Raw genomic sequence first — 14,188 nt, forward strand, 5'->3', positions numbered from 1 at the left:
TACTCAGATTAAAGGTTATAGTAAAAAAATGGATGATTACTACCTCTGTTCAAGTGTCTTTGTTTTTCTTCTAAAATGGAAAATAAATAAAACAGAAAATTCAATTAAAATTCACGCGACGCTAGTGCTCCGTCATGTTTATAAAATTTCTGCATAAATTCTTCAATATTCACTACAAGCGTTTTTAATAAACCAATTTCTGAACGGACATTGATAGAATAAAAATTTTTTGTCCCCTCTTTACGCATTAAAATAACGCCAGCCTCCCGCAAAATCTTCAGATGATGCGATACAGCAGGACGTGAAAGATGTGTTTGTTCAGTGATTTCCCCTACACGCAACCCTGTTTGACAATCCGTTCCCATTAATACTAATAAAATAGCCTGGCGTGTTTCATCCCCAATGGCCAATAAGACCTTTTGGCAATTCATAAAATCTTCTTTAATAATGTTTAGTTGGTCTTGTTTCTTCATTCCATACAATACCTCCGATAGTCTGTTTAATGGTTTAATTTATTGAACCATATTGCTACATATAACGATATACCATTGTTGTATTCTGTGCAATATTGAGAAAGTAAATCGAGACGAATCAATAGTGATAGAAATAGACACACAAAAATCCTCTTTAAATTTAAAGAGGATTTTCATGATAATATTCATATTAAAAGAATGAAAATAAATCTAATTTGTGAAGGAAATAGGTCTCTTTTCTATCCTCGCATGATAGAATCCAGTAATATTGCTTCCATTTTTTTATATGCTTTCAACTTAAGTGTTTCCATTAGTAGCTGTTTACCTAATATATTACGATATTCTTGAGAATGATTAGGGTAGCTGTGTAGTTCCAGTTGCAGTCTGTATGTTATCAATGAAATATTATAAGTTAAAGCCTCTAATTGATAATACTTATTACCATAAAGATATGTACTTGTGATTAATGGATCATCAACATAAACAAAAATGGTTTTCTCTTTTGCGCTTATTTTCACTACTCTTAGGAAGGCGTCCCATTCAACTGGTAAATTTAAAGCTTCACCAATAAATCTTACTGGCACCATTGTAGTTGAGTTAATCATTACGGCTGGGCTATCTAAATAAGTTTCCTTGCCATTCACGAATGCTTTCTTGGAGCCTACCTTTAATTGAATCGTTGTATTTCCTCTACTCGCTGTTACAGTTTGCTTAGAGGCATCCCAAGCAACGGTTGCATTTAATGATTCAAATATACTTCGCATTGGTAACATCGTTCGGCCATTGATTACTGTACCACTATCAAAAAGTACTACTTCACCATTATTGGCATGTGCATAGTTACTACTTCCTATATAGCCCAAAGAGCATAAACATAATAGTAAGCTGGCAAAGAATAATCGTTTTAACATAACATTTCCCCCATTCTATAGGCTAAAAGTATCTCTATTATATCACTCGCACCCAAAAAATACTTAATTTTCTAAGTTTATTTTTTCTTTAAATAATAATATTATAGGCACTTTATCTAGTCATAAAACTTTATATTATGTAAACTAAAATAAGCATCATAGCAAAAGGCAGAAGCATTGAAATTACAATGCTTCTGCCCTGTCCAAACTATATAACCTTCTCCGTCAATACACCATCACGTAGCATATATACTCGATCACATAAGGATTCAATATCAACTTTATTATGTGAAGTTAATAATATTGTCGCACCTCGTTGTTTTTCAGCCTTGATGATTTCATATACTGCTTGCACAGCATCTTCGTCCAACCCATTCATTGGCTCATCTAGTAAAATAATATCGGGTTTTTCCATAATACTTTGCGCAATCGCTAGTTTTTGTTTCATACCAAGAGAATATGTTTTTACTGGACGTTGATCTGTTGGGTCCAATCCAACCCGTTCAATTGCTGCTTTTATATCGTGATCATTAATTTGCTTTCTAATAGCTGCTAAAAACTTTAAATTCAAAAATCCTGAATAGTGCTCTAAAAATCCCGGTTTTTCGAGAATGATACTTGCACTTTTAGGAAACGAAATATCCTTATGTAAGACATCTTCGAATAATTTTACTGTTCCTGTACTAGGCTTCACTAAGCCACAAATAACTCGAAATAACATCGACTTTCCTGAGCCATTGTGCCCAACAAAGCCATACACTTTTCCTTGTGTTAAGTGAAAGTTAATATCCTGTAACACAGTTCGTCCTTTAATGACCTTTGAAACATTTGATACTTCAATAGACATATCGCAGCCTCCTTAATAATAATCTTTTTTTAAGCCGATGCGTATAATGCATATACTCATCATACAAATAAGCAATACTTCAGTTAATAAAACAGTGAATAATATGCTGGGGCTGAAGTGTTCCGTCATTCCAAAATAGAAAGGGATATAGGGAGTGGGTACTTTTACACCAGCGTAAAATATAATAACAAGTAACACCGTAGCAATTTTTGCTGAAAATAGTAGCTCAATTAATTTCCATAATAGCGCATGACAGTAAATATTTAAGGATATCACAACAATTTGTAGCACAATTAAGAAACTGAACTGTATATGCACTTTAAACAATAAAAAGAGGCAAAAGCTTGTGACAAAATAAAGTGTGACATAGCCTACTGTAAAAATAAATATTAATAATAGTTGATTTAGCCAAAACCAACTCTTTGTTGGATAACGTAATAGCATATTGTATAAAAAATATTTAGAGCGAGGCTTCCATAAAATTTGTAGCAAAATAACATAGCCAAACCATAACAATGTCCAATAAATAACATTAAATTGATTAATTTGACCAAATAGCATTGTAAAGGCTTGTCGTAACGTCATACTATCAAATAATATTGCTTTATCAAGAAATAATAATGCACTAAGAATAGGAAAGATAGTACAAATCAAGCTGATTTTAAGTGCATCCTCTCGTATTAATTTCCACTCTAATCCAAATGTCTTCATTCTTTATCATCTCGCACATAAAAGTCTAGTTTATTGACTAAATAATGAATTGTATTAATGAATAATACAGCAATGGCTAGTAATATTAGTAATGAGCTAATAGGTGATGTAAATTCACTGCTATAGAAGAAAATTGGTATTATGCTTATTGTCATCTGATCTAAAATAGCAACACTTAGCACAATAATCATACTTAAAAAGTTATTTTTGACTAGCTGTTGCAGGACAATAAACACTAGACCACAAATAGCAGTCACACAGAAATACATATAAATAAAATAAAGCGATGAGTCTTCCCTTATACGCTCAGGTGTATATAAAAACAAAGAGCTGTAATTGATTGTAGAGGGGAAAATTAGCCACTTTACTAAAGCCGTGCAAATAATACTACCCAGCGTTATAATTACAGTTAAAATAGCAGTAACTATGAACACTAAACAGACCTTTTGCCAAGCAATTTGTTGGCGTTGTGTATATCTTCTTAGCAGTATCCATTCATTTATCTCTGAAAAAGAGCCTAATAAGACAAGTAATATAGGCAAATGAAAATACTCATAGCGAAACAATAGCATAAAATCTTTCACGGAATGCCATTTCGTTAATACCATTGTATGATTAGGTATAATAGCCAATGTCATCATGATTATTATAAAAAATATAACCATGAAAAATACCTTCTTTTTCAGTAGTATATCTTGCATACTATACATGATATATTTATAAAACATCACGATTTCTCCTTATACCGATGAAGTAAATCGCAAATGCTAACAAGTGCTGTAAAAGAAATGTAATGATGATTGCCGTAACCGATAATTGTTCTAAACTTTGTCTAGGGCTTATTAAATTAAATGGATCCCAGCTTGGCTTCCCTAAGGCAGTCAGTAGCCCCCAACAAGCAATATAAATAATTTGTGGCATAAATATTACTAAATAATGATTTTTAATAAACATAGAGAGTGCTAGTCCCATGCAAATATAGCCACTGGCAAATAGCCCACCCAGTACATAATAAAAAATCATATATACATAGGGAGATGTAATTAAAAAATCAGAAAAAAGGTCTAGTATATCTCCTTTAAAAGCATCATCTGGTAGTATAATTGTTCCTTCCACTAACTGTTTATAGCTAGTAGCATAAGCTGCATAATCCCAGTGGTTTGTAAAGAGATTAACAAGTATCACACCTAGTAATAATGGCAGTACAAATAATAAAAAAGCTGTTATGTAGGTTGTTGCAAACTTGATCGTATAATATTTCTTTCTATTCATCCGCATAAATAGATAGTTTTGATTACCACTTCTTTTTTCACGATAAATAGAATCTACAAGTGCAATCGATATAATTGCTGGAAAGAAGAAATAGTACAGGCTTGAAGCAAAATTTGAAGCACTGGAGAAGCCAATCCATTGTTTATGAGGAGAAATTAGACTTAACACCGTTGCATTTTTTTCATAAATCCTCTCTACCAATTGGTATTCCTCTTTATGCGTATTCACTCCTATAAAGACTGCGATTACAACAATAAGTATTAATAAAAAAAGGCTAAGGTAAAAATTTTTATTTTTTAATAATTTTTTGTATTCAATGAGCATTGTTATCCTCCAATCTTCTTTCATTTACTTCAAATCGCATGTATTCGTAAATAGTTAGTTATATACAATAAATATTTTTATTATATTATAGTATTTATTACAAAATTAGTAAATATCATTTGGTTTTTGAACCTGAAAAAGCCATTATTTTGAATACATGCATCAAAATAATGGCTTTTAGCTTTTACCCAAGTACCTTCGTCATCATCCAATCTATCTGTTCTTCATCCCCCATATAAAATGAATGTGTGCCTGTTTGGACAAAGCCTAGTTTTTTGTAAAAACCGATCGCTGGCTCGTTTTTTTCCCACACGCCTAGCCAAATGCTTTTTTTATTTTGTGCTGTAGCAAGCTCGATGGCCTTGTCCATTAAATATTTACCAAGCCCTTGTCCTTGGTAGTTTCTTCTTATATAAATTCGCTCAATTTCTAGTGCTTCGTCCCCCATTTTTTCAGACTGTGCCTCATCAACATTGACCTTTAAATAGCCTGCTACCTCTTCATTCACAGCGATAAAATAAAATGCTGATGATTGATTTGCTAGTTCCTTTTTTAGCTGTTCTTCCGTAAACGCTCGTGCTAAATATGCTTCTATATTGTCAGGACTATTTTGATCTTTAAATGTATCATTGAAGGTTTCTATACTAATTGCTTGTAATTGTTTTACATCGTTTTGTTGACATTTTGCTAACGTAATTGTCATCAGTGCCACCTCTTTTATCTCTAATAATTTCTTTTATGCCCTTTTTTGACAAGCTCCCAATCAACCTCGATATTTTTCCGAACCCTTTCAAGGAGCTGAAAAATAAGGTCTGTTTCCTCAGCAGAAAAACCTGTTAATGCCACGCTGTTTGAGTAATCATTTTCTCGTTTAATCATTGGAAATATTGTTCTGCCTTTATCAGTTGGAAAGAGCCGTTTTATTTTTTTGTTTTGCGTATCGTTTCTTTTTTCAATAAAGCCATTTGCCTCTAATTTTTGGATAGCGCGTGCGGCGGTTGTTCGATCTACCTTTATCTTCTCAGCTAGCTTTTCCTGAATAATACCTGGATTTTCGCATATTCGTACAAGATATAAATATTGACCTTTTGTTAAATGATATTCTTTAAATTCGATATTGCTGATGGAATCCAATGCCCTAGCAATCATACCGATTTCACGAAGAATTTCTGTCATGTTGCACCTCCTTAGCATTTTTTTGTTGCAAATACAATAAAAAGGCTATATGTTTAATATAATATAATTTTGTTGTATTTACAACAAAAAACAGAAACTGAAGGCTAGAAGGTAATTTGGGATTTCGTTAATGATTCAAGCCAGTCTGGATATATCTCCTTTTGATGCCACGCTCTATGTATAACTGCATCTTTATATGCTTATTGAAGGATGAAAAGCCAGGAATTTGAACAATGTATCATCAAAATTATGGCCTTTTACGGAATTATTTTATTTATGCTTTAACGCTAAACCCTCCCTAAAGCTTTCAAGGATAAAATTAATAAAGTATCTACTTGCTATTGGTAATACCCTTTTATCCTTGTACACCAAGCTTATTGTACGCATGACAGAGGGCAAGATTGGTTTTGTTACAATATTATAGGGACATCTATCTAAGACAAGCTTTGGTAAAACGGATATACCGAGGCCTTGTTCAACCATCGACATAATTGCGTAATCATCATGGACTCGGTATTGTATATTCGGTTCAAGGCCATGCTGATGAAAAGCGGTTACGGTTTCATTTATTTCTCCCTCATCTAACAGGATATATGGTTCTGCGATCAATTCCTTCATTAAAACTTTGTTGTCAGCTGCTAAAGAATGATTTGTGGGTAATACAGCAAGCATTTCGTCTTCTTGTAATAGAATGGTTGTGAGTTTGGACACAGCTTCAGGGTTCACAAAGCCAAAGTCGACGAAACCTTCTTTTACCCAATTAGAAATAACCGTATATTCACCTTGATAGATATTGAATTGTACAGCTGGGTACTGCTCTTTAAAATCTTTTATCAGCTCTGGTAGCCAATGACATGCCACGCTAGAAAATGCTCCAATACGAATAAGCCCTCTTTGTAGCCCTTTCATCTCATTTTGCTTTTCCAATAGCTCAAAATGCGAATTGCTGATATTTCGAATATACGGTAAAAATTCCTCGCCATCAGGGGTAAGTGTAACACCCGTTCGAGAACGTAAAATAAGCGTTGTGGAAAGTTCTTTCTCTAAGGAATTCACCATTTGACTGATGGCTGACTGGGTGTAACCAAGTTCTTCAGCAGCCTTCGTAAAATTACCTGTTTCTATTACTTTGATAAAAGCATGATAGGCATTCATTTTTAATCCCCCTTTACATTAGCTTTCCTAATAGTTCTATTATAAACATTCGTTTTACTAATGGAAATACAGGTGCTACGATAAAGCCACTATTCATAAAGGGGGTTTAACTAATGACACAAAAACAGGCTAATTTATTAATGGCAAGCGTCTCTTTAGTATGGGGAACATCTTATATTTTTATGAAGCTTCTTGCGAATAATGTTGCTCCCTTTACAGTGATCGCCTTACGATTTGGAATTGCATTTTTAATTATGATTGTTTTATTTCATAAAAAACTAATGCATGTGAATATCAAAACCTTAAAGTGCAGTGCAATTGTCGGAGCTTTATTGTGCGGAATTTTTATTGCTCTTATGTATGGAATGACAACAACAACGGCTTCATCAGCAGGCTTTTTAACGAGCACAACTGTTATTTTAGTTCCTATTTTGCAAATACTCATTACACGAAAACTACCTCAGAAAGAAATTCTATATGGAGTGATAACGGTTTCTATTGGTTTATCACTTCTTACCATTACAGAAGATTTTACATTAGCTTCAGGTTCAATTTTATGTATAGTTGCTGCTTTTCTGTATGCGATACACATTATCGCTACTAATCACTTTGTGCGAGAGGTTGATGCTTTTCAATTAGGAATTTTCCAGCTTGGCTTTGCTAGTTTTTATGCTTTGCTAGGCAGCTTAGTATTTAAAGCTCCCTTTTTACTTAGTGATACAAAGGCTTGGTTAGCCATTCTTGGGCTAGCAATTATTTGCTCTGCTTATGGGTTTGTCATGCAGCCAATTGCACAAAAGTATACTACCCCTGAAAGTACAGGGTTTTTATTTTCTCTCGAACCCGTTTTTTCAGCTATATTGGCATTTATCTTTTTGCATGAAAATATAGGAGGTAAAGGGTATTTTGGTGCTTCACTTATTCTAGCGGGCGTATTAATCGCAAATTTGCCTGTTAAAAAACAAATTACATTGCAGGAGATAAAAGAATGATTATATGCCGTAGAGCAAGAATCTGTAGAAGAGAAACTGATATGGGCAGATATTATCCACAATTACATCATAATAAGCATCATTAGTTAAAAAGTAAGTATAGGAGGTAAAATGGTTGTGGGACGCATGTTTTAAAAAAAGTAAACGGAGCCCTAAATAGACATACTTTTGTATTGGGATTCCGTTTGCATTCAGCAAGGTTTCCTAGCGCGGTGCTACAGTTTTCAATATCTATTGTACTGGTTTTAACTGTTGTAGTATTGTAGAACCAACCCTACTCCCTCTCCATAACAGCAGTAAACAAAGGAAAAGGAGAAATTTTGGGAAAAAATTTTCCTCTTTCTCTGCTTTCCTTTTATTTATAGTTAAAATAATAGAGAAAACTTGGGAATTAACTCTTATGTCCCTATTTATCCTATAATTTTATATTTTTTTAACAAATTTGACCATGATTATTGCAGAGATTTTACATAGATAAAATTAAGGTTTCAAATTTGTTATTCACTAATAATCAGTAATACTATTGAAAAATAATACTTATCTATTTCGTGCTATTCTTACTCTAGTCAAAAGCAAAAGCGATTTGAAAGGAGTAAGGTTAATTGAAGAAAAAATGGTTACTACCCATTTTTGCATCTTTCACACTTTTCACAGGAATCGGTATTCATGATGCAAAAGCAGCTACTATAACAGATATTACTAATACAGCCAAGGAATATATCGGGGTTCCCTATAAATATGGAGGAAGCGATATGAGGACAGGCGTTGATTGCTCAGCCTATACACAATTTGTTTTTTCGAAGGTAGGCATCTCGTTACCACGTACCTCCCAAACTCAATATCAAGAAGGTACGTCTATTTCAAAGGACAATTTAAAGACAGGTGATCTTGTATTCTTTAATACTTCAGGAAGCGGTGTTTCCCACGTTGGTATATACATAGGTGACAGTAAGTTTATTTCAGCTACAACAAGTGCTGGGGTTAAAATAGATAAAATTAATGATCCCTATTACTGGGGATCTCGTTACATAGGGGCAAAACGTGTTGCTGACTTTACTGAAAATGATTTTGGAGAAGTAAAAGATGCAGAGATTGACTTTAGCATTTATGCGTCACGTGGAGAGGTGGCACTTCGACTTGCGGACGTACTACAGCTAGATACAAGTGAGATAAATACAAGTTTCCCTGATATCAAGCCATCTTCTAACTATGCAGGTGCTGTGGAAGCACTAAAAAAGATGGGCATTTTTACGGGCGATGAACACGGAAAATTTAATCCAAGTTCTCCTATTACACGTGGCCAGTTATCCAAGGTTTTAGTGGAAGCCTTTCATTTACAACAACAAGGAACAGCAGATGAATTTACAGATGTTCCGCCTACACACTGGGCTAATCCATATGTAGTGATTCTTGCCTCCACTAAAGTTACAGTAGGTAAAGGAGACAATATATTTGGGGTAAATGACAATGTCACATTAGAACAATTAGCTACCTTTATTCAACGATTAAGTCAGTAACATATAAAACGGGGCTGCGTATTTTAAGGAGCCCCCGTTTTGTCATTTATTTATGATCACTAACTTCCTCATTCATGATATTGTCATGAGCAGGTGTAACTCTCTTCATAAAGAAAGCAAGAATAAGTGCGATGACTGCAATTAATGTGGAAATAAAGAAGGTGAAGGTAATGCCATGCAGCATTGATTCATTCACTATATTGGCTGTCCCCTGCGTAGCGGAAGAAGCTAATTCCTCTGCTTTTGCAGTGGCTTTATTGTTCATCACAGTAATTAATACAGCAGAGCCAATAGCCCCTGACACTTGCTGTAATGTATTATTCATTGCTGTACCGTGTGGGTTATTATAGGCTGGTAGCTGATTCAAGCCATTGGTCATCACGGGCATCATGACCATGGACATCCCAAACATACGTAATGTATAGAGCCAAACAAGCGTAGCATAAGTTGTCTCCATATCAATTTTGCTAAAGTAATAGGTTGTCACAATGGTAATGGTTAAGCCGATAATCGCTAGGCTTCTTGCACCGTATTTATCAAAGAGCTTACCTGTAATAGGTGACATAATCCCCATCACAATCGCTCCTGGTAGCATCAGTAAACCTGAATCCATCGGGGAAATCCCACGAATGGTTTGCACATAAATAGGCATTAAGATCATGGCTGAAAACATTGCGACTGAAAGAACAATTGCAATGGCGGAGGATAGCGCAAACATTGGATATTTGAAAATACGAAACTCCAGCATCGGCTCCTTCATTCGTAGCTGACGAAGAATAAAGGTTATTAATGCGAGTGTACCAATAATAATTGTGCTGTAAACAAGTATATGATCCCAGCCCTTATCCCCTGCTGAGCTAAAACCGTAAAGCAGGCCACCAAAGCCGATACTTGATAAAATAAGCGAGAACACATCGAGCTTAATAGCACGCTGTGGTGTGACATTTTTTAATTTAAAAATCGCAAAAATTAACGTTAAAACGGCAATTGGTAAGACAATATCGAATAGGATACGCCAGCTATAATGCTCAATTAACCAGCCAGAGAGTGTTGGTCCAATCGCTGGAGCGGTAATCATCACAAGCCCAAACATCCCCATCGCTGCTCCACGTTTTTCAACTGGAAAGGCTGTTAGCATAACATTCATTAATAAAGGCATCATAATTGCTGAGCCTGCTGCCTGAATCATACGAGCAGCTAATAATACACCAAAGGCTGGTGCAACACTTGCCAGGAATGTCCCAAGTGTAAATAATGCCATGGCCGTAATAAATAGCTTTCTATCTGTAAAACGTTGAATAAAGAAGGCACTTGCAGGTATTAAAATACCATTAATCAGCATATAGCCTGTAGAGAGCCATTGCACAGCCGTTGCCTTGACTTGGAATTCAGTCATAATTGCTGGCAGGGCAATATTAAGTAATGTTTCATTTAAAATCGCCACAAAGGCTCCAATAAATAAAATTGCAATCATACCATAGGGTGTTTTTGTTTGGGTGGAAGTTATGTTTTCTGTCAAATAGCCTCAGTCCTACTTTCTATATTTTTATCTTAATTATGACTACATGTACTGATCTTGTCCCCCAATCTGTTGAAATTGTAAATGGATGTCAACCTCTTCTAAAAATAAATATAAGAGTTGACATAAAGATAGTTTTCATTGTATAATTAAAATGTGGAGATGTGAGTAAAAATAATTATACGCAGTCTATCTATCTAAATTTATCATAAAATATAATTGATTTCAAGTCGATTCCTGCATATTTAAGGAATCGACTTTTTAGTTATTTATCAGATAGTGGTTTTCGTTAATTATTTCCTGCCTTTATTTTAAATTAGCAATGGGAGGTTAGAGGAAACCTAAAGCTCCCTCTTAGCACTGGCTTTTTCGCTAAAACAAATAAAGCATCATCATCATTTGGATGTAAGGCTATTGTCATGCCCTCAATAGAAAAATCAGGTGTGAAATAAAAGACTACCTTTTTCGTTGTTTCGTTGACAATCCTTGCTAATACAGTATCTATCTTAAATGATTGTAACGCAATGATATCGTAAATATTTAGCACATTGTTTTCTTCCTCCATAAGCACAATTGTTTCTAAATCCTCTATATAATAAATGGCTTCATGGAATACTAGAATGAAATAAAACATTAATAAATGCTCATTATGTTCAACATCTAAAATAGTTGAATTTACCTGACGATTTTTTGCGTATTTTTCAAGAAGTATAAGATCCTGTTCAATGGTAAGCTGCTGTACGTTGGCATGCTGCTTCCGTTGGATGGGATTTTTTATGAGGTCTAAGCTAAACTCACTTTCATGTATGCGAGAAAAGCCAAACTTCGGATAAAAATCCAATACTGTATCATTGGCGAAAAGATAGATAAAGTCACAAGCTTCTTTAAATTCATTGAGAATATGCTGCATTAACTGCTTAGCTAAACCTTGATGGCGATAATTTTCATCTGTCATCACAGTGCCAATTTGAATACCATTATAGCGTTGATCATTTATCACTACTGACATTTTACTGATAGAAGCATTGGCAATAACCTTTCCTTGCTCAAGAAATGAATAAGAAATATATTGGTCATTCCAATAGCCTTTGTTGTACCAATTTTGAAAATCTAAGCCAAACGTTTTGATGGCTAGATCATTAAAACTCGTTTTCAATTTTTCATCATGGCGATAATTACTCACTAATTCATATTTTTTCATGTCTATTCCCTCTCATTGTCTGTTTTAATATTAGATTTCTATGGGAATGATCACCTCCTAAAAACAGCAAAAGACCTTATGAGCATAAACTCATAAAGTCTTTAATATATAGGCAGGATCAAGTAAACCATGGGCTATCTTTATCTCTGCTTATAATGGATTAGACATTTTAGCATCTCATCATTATCGCAAAAGGGCAACACAAATAAACCTATCATATGATAGACTCACCCTTCTATTAAATTCATAGGAATTTAATTTGCGATAATAAGTTTTAGCATAGCTGTCTAATCCCCTTCTGCTTTTAAGATTATAGATATATTACTATCGAATGGTGACGAATGTCTAGCATTTCGTCTTAAGATGGGCTTCGCTAACAATAGTGCTCTCACTTTCCTTTTGAACAATTACTTTTTATTTGTCAACACACTTTGCATTATTTGGTTATGTCTCCCAATCTAAAGGAAGGAATGATTGAAAATAAATGAAATAAGTATAGAACACCCTTCTACCGTCAATTCTATAAACTAAGCTAACAATGAAGGGAGCCTTATTATTCAAATATGAAGCCTTTCAATCAAAACCAATCATCTACAGAAATGAACTCAGAAGCTCCTAGCGAAAATCTCGAAAAACTTGCGCATTCACAAGCTGATTTTATTCAATCGATAAAGGACGCTACGAATAATCCAGATGATTTAATTATTCAATCTTTCCCACCAAATATCACCCTTATTTATATCGATAATTTAGTGGATGATCAGACATTAAACAATAATATCATAGCCGATTTACAAAACAAACCAAGCGATACACCAGAAATTTTGATGGCTGCCCTTTCCATTCCTGAGGTCACTATAACGAATTTACTGATAAAAGCGATAGAAGGAATCATTAATGGATCTGTTTTACTTCATATAGGAGGCTATCCACAAGTTGTCATAGCCAATATTGCGAGTCGAGAATCGAGAGCTTTATCGACACCTGAAAATGAATCCCAAGTAATCGGTACACAGGTTGCCTTTAATGAGAGTCTATCTACAAATATTTCGCTAATTCGTCGTTACATAGTAAGCCCAGATCTGTGTAATGAAAAAATAAAAATTGGCAGACGCACGAATACGGCTGTGACACTATTATATATGAATGGTCTTGCCTCCGACCAAATGGTCAATACTGTACGTCAGCGTCTTGCCAACCTTGATTTGGATGCATTAATTGATAGTGCGGTTTTAGCCGAAATGATTGATGATAATTCATTGTCTGTTTTTCCGCAAATGCTGTTAACTGAAAGACCTGACCGATTTTGTGATGGTTTATTGGATGGTAAGATCGGTGTGATTGTAGACGGAAGCTCGATGGCAATTATTTGTCCGCAATCGTTTACTGAATTTTTCCAAAGCCAGGAGGATCAAAACTTACGTTGGCAAATCGCTACCTTTGTGCGATTATTACGACTTGCCGCCTTCTTTTTATCTGTTTATTTAACACCATTTTATGTGGCCGCCCTCACCTTCCATTATGAGGTGATTCCACAAGCCTTTTTAGTGCCATTAAGTGAATCGAGAGCTTTAGTGCCTTTTCCACCCATATTTGAGGCATTGCTGCTGGAAATAATTATTGAATTATTGAGAGAAGCAGGTGCACGGCTGCCTACTAAAATTGGGCAAACAATCGGTATTGTTGGCGGTATTGTCATCGGTACAGCAGCGGTTCAGGCAGGCATTACCAGTAATATTTTATTAATTATTATTGCTTTAAGTGCCTTGGCATCCTTTACCTCCCCAAGTTATATGATGGGGAATGTGATTCGACTTATTCGTTTTCCAATTATTATACTTGCAGGATTTTGGGGCTTTTATGGGATTATGCTGGCTGTCTGTTTTATACTGGTGCATCTTTTACGCCAGTCAAGCTTGGGCGCACCGTATATGTCTCCCTTTTATCCTCCAAGATTAAAGGAAATGCGAGATAGTATTATCCGAATGCCGATTCCATTAACAGCAAAAAGGCCTGCTTTAACAAGATCAAAAGATGACTACAAGTTCGACCCTGAACCGATCAAGCCGAAAAAAAGTTGAACTGAAGGT

The 14,188-nt window shown here is 34.8% G+C and carries 14 protein-coding genes; 3 read left to right on the forward strand and 11 right to left on the reverse strand.

Translation table 11 applies throughout. The features are described 5' to 3' along the window. Nucleotides 1-104: 104 nt before the first annotated feature. The 9 genes from MHB44_RS11220 to MHB44_RS11260 form a co-directional block, all read right to left on the reverse strand. Complete coding sequence (locus tag MHB44_RS11220) at nt 105-482, reverse strand: metalloregulator ArsR/SmtB family transcription factor (protein ID WP_341302847.1); 378 nt, start codon at nt 480-482, stop codon at nt 105-107. 230 nt (nt 483-712) lie between these two features. Further along, the gene (locus tag MHB44_RS11225) at nt 713-1,384 is read right to left on the reverse strand and encodes a copper amine oxidase N-terminal domain-containing protein (protein WP_341302848.1); all 672 of its coding nucleotides are present in this window, start codon (nt 1,382-1,384) and stop codon (nt 713-715) included. 208 nt (nt 1,385-1,592) lie between these two features. Continuing rightward, nucleotides 1,593-2,231: an ABC transporter ATP-binding protein gene (locus MHB44_RS11230; protein WP_341302849.1), complete on the reverse strand. Its 639-nt coding sequence runs from the start codon at nt 2,229-2,231 to the stop codon at nt 1,593-1,595. A 12-nt stretch (nt 2,232-2,243) separates the two neighbouring features. Next, the gene (locus MHB44_RS11235; RefSeq protein ID WP_341302850.1) at nt 2,244-2,942 is read right to left on the reverse strand and encodes a hypothetical protein; all 699 of its coding nucleotides are present in this window, start codon (nt 2,940-2,942) and stop codon (nt 2,244-2,246) included. Then, the gene (locus MHB44_RS11240; RefSeq protein ID WP_341302851.1) at nt 2,939-3,607 is read right to left on the reverse strand and encodes a hypothetical protein; all 669 of its coding nucleotides are present in this window, start codon (nt 3,605-3,607) and stop codon (nt 2,939-2,941) included. The genes MHB44_RS11235 and MHB44_RS11240 overlap by 4 nt, the downstream gene beginning before the upstream one ends. A gap of 52 nt (nt 3,608-3,659) precedes the next feature. Next, the gene (locus tag MHB44_RS11245; RefSeq protein WP_341302852.1) at nt 3,660-4,415 is read right to left on the reverse strand and encodes an NADH dehydrogenase FAD-containing subunit; all 756 of its coding nucleotides are present in this window, start codon (nt 4,413-4,415) and stop codon (nt 3,660-3,662) included. Nucleotides 4,416-4,722: 307 nt separating this feature from the next. Next, nucleotides 4,723-5,241 carry a GNAT family N-acetyltransferase gene (locus MHB44_RS11250; RefSeq protein ID WP_341302853.1) on the reverse strand — a complete coding sequence of 173 codons (519 nt, stop codon included), beginning with the start codon at nt 5,239-5,241 and terminating at the stop codon, nt 4,723-4,725. Between the two features lie 20 nt (nt 5,242-5,261). Then, nucleotides 5,262-5,714 (reverse strand): MarR family transcriptional regulator, encoded by a 453-nt coding sequence (locus tag MHB44_RS11255; RefSeq protein ID WP_341302854.1) that lies wholly within the window; start codon nt 5,712-5,714, stop codon nt 5,262-5,264. Nucleotides 5,715-5,984: 270 nt separating this feature from the next. Beyond that, complete coding sequence (locus tag MHB44_RS11260; RefSeq protein ID WP_341302855.1) at nt 5,985-6,869, reverse strand: LysR family transcriptional regulator; 885 nt, start codon at nt 6,867-6,869, stop codon at nt 5,985-5,987. A gap of 113 nt (nt 6,870-6,982) precedes the next feature. On the opposite strand from MHB44_RS11260, the gene MHB44_RS11265 reads away from it, so the two are divergent. Continuing rightward, complete coding sequence (locus MHB44_RS11265) at nt 6,983-7,861, forward strand: DMT family transporter (RefSeq protein WP_341302856.1); 879 nt, start codon at nt 6,983-6,985, stop codon at nt 7,859-7,861. Nucleotides 7,862-8,463: 602 nt separating this feature from the next. Continuing rightward, on the forward strand, nt 8,464-9,378 hold the full coding sequence (locus tag MHB44_RS11270; protein ID WP_341302857.1) for a C40 family peptidase: 915 nt from the start codon (nt 8,464-8,466) through the stop codon (nt 9,376-9,378). Between the two features lie 46 nt (nt 9,379-9,424). Here MHB44_RS11270 and MHB44_RS11275 read toward each other — a convergent pair whose 3' ends face one another. Then, complete coding sequence (locus MHB44_RS11275; RefSeq protein ID WP_341302858.1) at nt 9,425-10,897, reverse strand: DHA2 family efflux MFS transporter permease subunit; 1,473 nt, start codon at nt 10,895-10,897, stop codon at nt 9,425-9,427. A 316-nt stretch (nt 10,898-11,213) separates the two neighbouring features. After that, nucleotides 11,214-12,098, reverse strand: coding sequence for a GNAT family N-acetyltransferase (locus MHB44_RS11280; protein ID WP_341302859.1), 885 nt, complete (start codon nt 12,096-12,098; stop codon nt 11,214-11,216). Nucleotides 12,099-12,661: 563 nt separating this feature from the next. On the opposite strand from MHB44_RS11280, the gene MHB44_RS11285 reads away from it, so the two are divergent. After that, nucleotides 12,662-14,179: a spore germination protein gene (locus MHB44_RS11285; RefSeq protein WP_341302860.1), complete on the forward strand. Its 1,518-nt coding sequence runs from the start codon at nt 12,662-12,664 to the stop codon at nt 14,177-14,179. Nucleotides 14,180-14,188: the final 9 nt, after the last annotated feature.

The organism is Lysinibacillus sp. FSL H8-0500, from assembly GCF_038051955.1.
GTDB classification, from domain to species: domain Bacteria; phylum Bacillota; class Bacilli; order Bacillales_A; family Planococcaceae; genus Lysinibacillus; species Lysinibacillus macroides.